At 63.9% G+C, this 3,292-nt stretch carries 2 protein-coding genes; both read right to left on the bottom strand.

Going from position 1 to position 3,292, the window contains the following annotated elements:
* Nucleotides 1–100 precede the first annotated feature (100 nt).
* Nucleotides 101–1,870 (bottom strand): flavin-containing monooxygenase, encoded by a 1,770-nt coding sequence (locus AC0L2V_RS32095; protein ID WP_473522175.1) that lies wholly within the window; start codon nt 1,868–1,870, stop codon nt 101–103.
* A gap of 163 nt (nt 1,871–2,033) precedes the next feature.
* On the bottom strand, nt 2,034–2,978 hold the full coding sequence (locus AC0L2V_RS32090; RefSeq protein WP_473522174.1) for a MurR/RpiR family transcriptional regulator: 945 nt from the start codon (nt 2,976–2,978) through the stop codon (nt 2,034–2,036).
* Nucleotides 2,979–3,292: the final 314 nt, after the last annotated feature.

The raw sequence follows: 3,292 nt of genomic DNA, 5'->3' as shown, positions 1-3,292 counted from the left end.
AACCCCCTCGCGCACAATGCGCAAAACTGTTCGCGATGTCCTCGCACACCTGTTCGCGATGTCTCCGGTCCAAACAAAGGGGAGAAGGAGAGGAGCGCTGCTACCCATAGACCGGCGTCGCCATCCCTTCCATCCGCGCCTTGATCTGCAGCGCCACATATTTCGAGTAAAAGCGCGACAGCGCCAGATTGCCGCCGTGGAACCACAGCGCTTCCTGCGCCGTCGGCTTCCACATGTTGCGCAATTCGCCTTGCCATGGTCCCGGGTCGCCTTTCACGCCCGAGCCAATCCCCCAGCACGGCCCGACCTTGTCGGCGACGTCGCGCGAGACGACCGCCGCCACGGTTTCGTTCATCGACTGATAGCCGGTGCAGGAGATGATCGCATCGGCCGCCAATTCGCTGCCGTCGTCGAACAGGATTCCGGTCGGCGTCAGCGACTTGATCTCGACAGCGCTGCGGATGCCGATCGCGCCGTCGATGATCAGATCGGACGCGCCGACGTCGATATAGTAGCCCGAGCCGGTGCGGTAGGCCTTCATCAGCAGCCCGGTCTCGTCGTCGCCGAAATCGATGGCGAAGCCGGCACCGCGCAAGCGGTCGTAGAAGGCCGCGTCACGCGCCTTGATGATGTCGTACAGCGCCCGCTGGCTTTGCGGCAGCAGCGCGAACGGCGTCGAGGCGACGATCATGTCGGCCTTTTCGGTGGTGATGCCGCGGGCCAGCGCCTTTTCCGAAAAGATCTCGAAGCCGACTTCCATCAGCGTGTCTGACTTGACCACCGTCGTCGGCGAGCGCTGGATCATGGTCACCGCAGCGCCGCTCTCCCAGAGGTCGACGGCGACATCGTGCCCCGAACTCGCCGCGCCGATGACTGCGACGCGTCTGTCGCGGAATGTCTCGCCGCTAAAATACTGGCTGGAATGCAGGATTTCGCCCTGGAACGCTGCGGCGCCGGGCAGGTCGATCTGCCGCGGCGGGCCATAGGCGCCGGTCGCAAAGACGATGTGTTTTGGCATCAGCGTGATGCGCTCGCCGGCGCGATCGACCTCGACCGTCCAGATTTTTTTGGTTTCGTCGTAGGACGCGCTGATGCATTCTGTGGAGGTCCAGTAATTGAGCTCCATGACGCGCGTGTACATTTCCAGCCAGTCGCCCATCTTGTCCTTGGGCGTGAACACCGGCCAGTTCTCCGGAAACGGGATGTAGGGCAGATGGTCGTACCAGACCGGATCGTGCAGCACGAGCGAGCGATAGCGGTTGCGCCAGGAATCGCCGGCCTGCCCATTCTTCTCGATGACGATGGCCGGCACGCCGAGTTGCCGCAGCCGTGCACCCAGCATGATGCCGCCCTGGCCGCCGCCGATGACCAGGCAATAGGGCTGCTCAATGGCACCGAGATCACGCGTCTCTCGCGCCCTCGCCTCGGCCCAGGTCTCGCGGTCCGGATCGGCCTGGTGGCGAACACCCAGCGGCCGCGCCGGTCCCTTGCGCTCCTCAAAACCCTTGAGGCCGCTCATCGCCGTGAACAGTGTCCGGCATCTGCCGTCTGCCAAGCGCATGATGCCCTGGCCCCACGCCGATGACGTCTCGAAGGTGAACCAGGCTTCTATCGTGCCTTCGTGCGAGCTTGCTTCGCCAGTGAGTTGCCAGGCAGTCGGCCTGGTCGCCTCCAGAGTGGCATCCAGCATGTTGCGGATCGCCGCGCGGCCTTCCATCGTCTTGATGTTCCAGGTGAAGGTCAGCAGGTCACGCCAGTAGCAATCCTCGACGAACAGATCGGTCGCGGCCGCGGCGTCGCCCGCCTCGAGGGCGCGGGAGAGAGAGGAAAGCCAGCAGGCCGCCTGTTTTGAGGGTGCCATGTCGAGCATGTGTTGTCCTTCTTCCTTTTCAAGTCGGCGCTGCCCCCTCACCCAGCCTCCGCTTCGCTCGGCTGGCCTCTCCCCGAGGGGAGAGGAGGCTGTCGACGCCGGCGCCAACCCTCTTCTCCCCGACGGGGAGAAGGTGGCCGCGAAGCGGCCGGATGAGGGGGCTTCAATCTCCCAGCGGCTCCATCTCCTTGCCCGTCCTGTGGATCTGGGCGTTGTATTTGATGCGGCGGACGGTTTCGCGGGCCGAGCCGTCGAGCTTGTAGGCTGCCGCCACCGCCATCAGGTCGATCGCGGCCAAAAAGGCGAAGCGCGAGGCGGTCGGCTTCAGCGTGTCGGGATATTCGGGCACCGCCACCGTCAGCCTGACATCGCAGGCGCGCGCCAGCTCGGTATCGGGCGCGGTCACGCCGATCGCATTGGCGCGGTAATGCTTGGCCAGCTCGACGGCCTCGATCACTTCGCGGGTGCGTCCGGTCGCCGAAATGGCGATCACCAGGTCGCCGGGCTTCAGGGTCGAGGCGGTCATCCGCATCAGATAGGGGTCGCATTGGGCGACGACGGTGATGCCGTAGCGGAACAGCCGGTACTGGGTTTCCTGCGCCAGCGCCGACGAGCTGCCGCCGAGGCCGAACACCGTGACCTGGCGCGCCTTGGCGATGAGCTCGGCGGCCTTCACCAGCTGCGCCGGATCAAGCTGCCGTTCGGCTTCCTGCAGCGCCCGGCGTGCCTCGCCGAACACGGCATTCCAGAACGGCATGCCATTGTCGCCGCTCACCGGCGGCGGCTTGCTCAGATAGAGCGCGCCGACGACCAGGCTCTGCGCCAGCTTCAGCTTGAAATCGCGCACCCCCTCGCAGCCGATGGCGCGGCAGAACCGGGTCACGGTGGGTTCGCTGACCTGGGCGCGCTGGGCAAGTGCAGCGTTGGAAGCGTCGACCGCGAATTTGACATCGTCGAGCACGACATCGGCGACGCGCCGCTCCGCCGGGCGCAATTCACCGTAAGAATCCTTGACCAGCGAAATGATGTCGGGGATGCGCCTGATATGATCGCGTCCATCCGGGTCGCCGTCCGAGGTCAATCGTGCATGGCCTTCAGCTTCGGTCATGACTCATCCCCGCCGTTTGTGGAGCTCGATCTCTATCATGTTTGCGCGGTCGGTTTGCGAAGTATGTAGGAAAGCAACAAGCTTTTCAAGAAATAGAAAAGCTAATTCAAACAACACTGTAGTCGCGGTGCAAACGGTCCCGATGACTAGAGCCGTGGTCGCCGTTCGACCGCAAGTTGGAGAGTTACGGGACGCGCGCCTCCCCTTCTCCCACATGTTTGGACTGGGGACATCGCGGTGCGAGGACATCGCGAACAGTTTTGCCATCCTATTGAGCAAGGGCATTGAGGTCGATGGTCTCTATTTTCTGATGT

The organism is Mesorhizobium sp. WSM4814, assembly GCF_055811595.1.
The sequence above is the reverse complement of the archived record's forward strand: the minus strand, read 5'-3'. Positions and strand labels throughout refer to the sequence as shown.

Excerpts from the sequence above, each read along its gene's own strand:
- AC0L2V_RS32095 (WP_473522175.1), bottom strand. The coding sequence starts at position 1,870 with ATGCTCGACATGGCACCCTCAAAACAGGCGGCCTGCTGGCTTTCCTCT.
- AC0L2V_RS32090 (WP_473522174.1), bottom strand. The coding sequence starts at position 2,978 with ATGACCGAAGCTGAAGGCCATGCACGATTGACCTCGGACGGCGACCCG.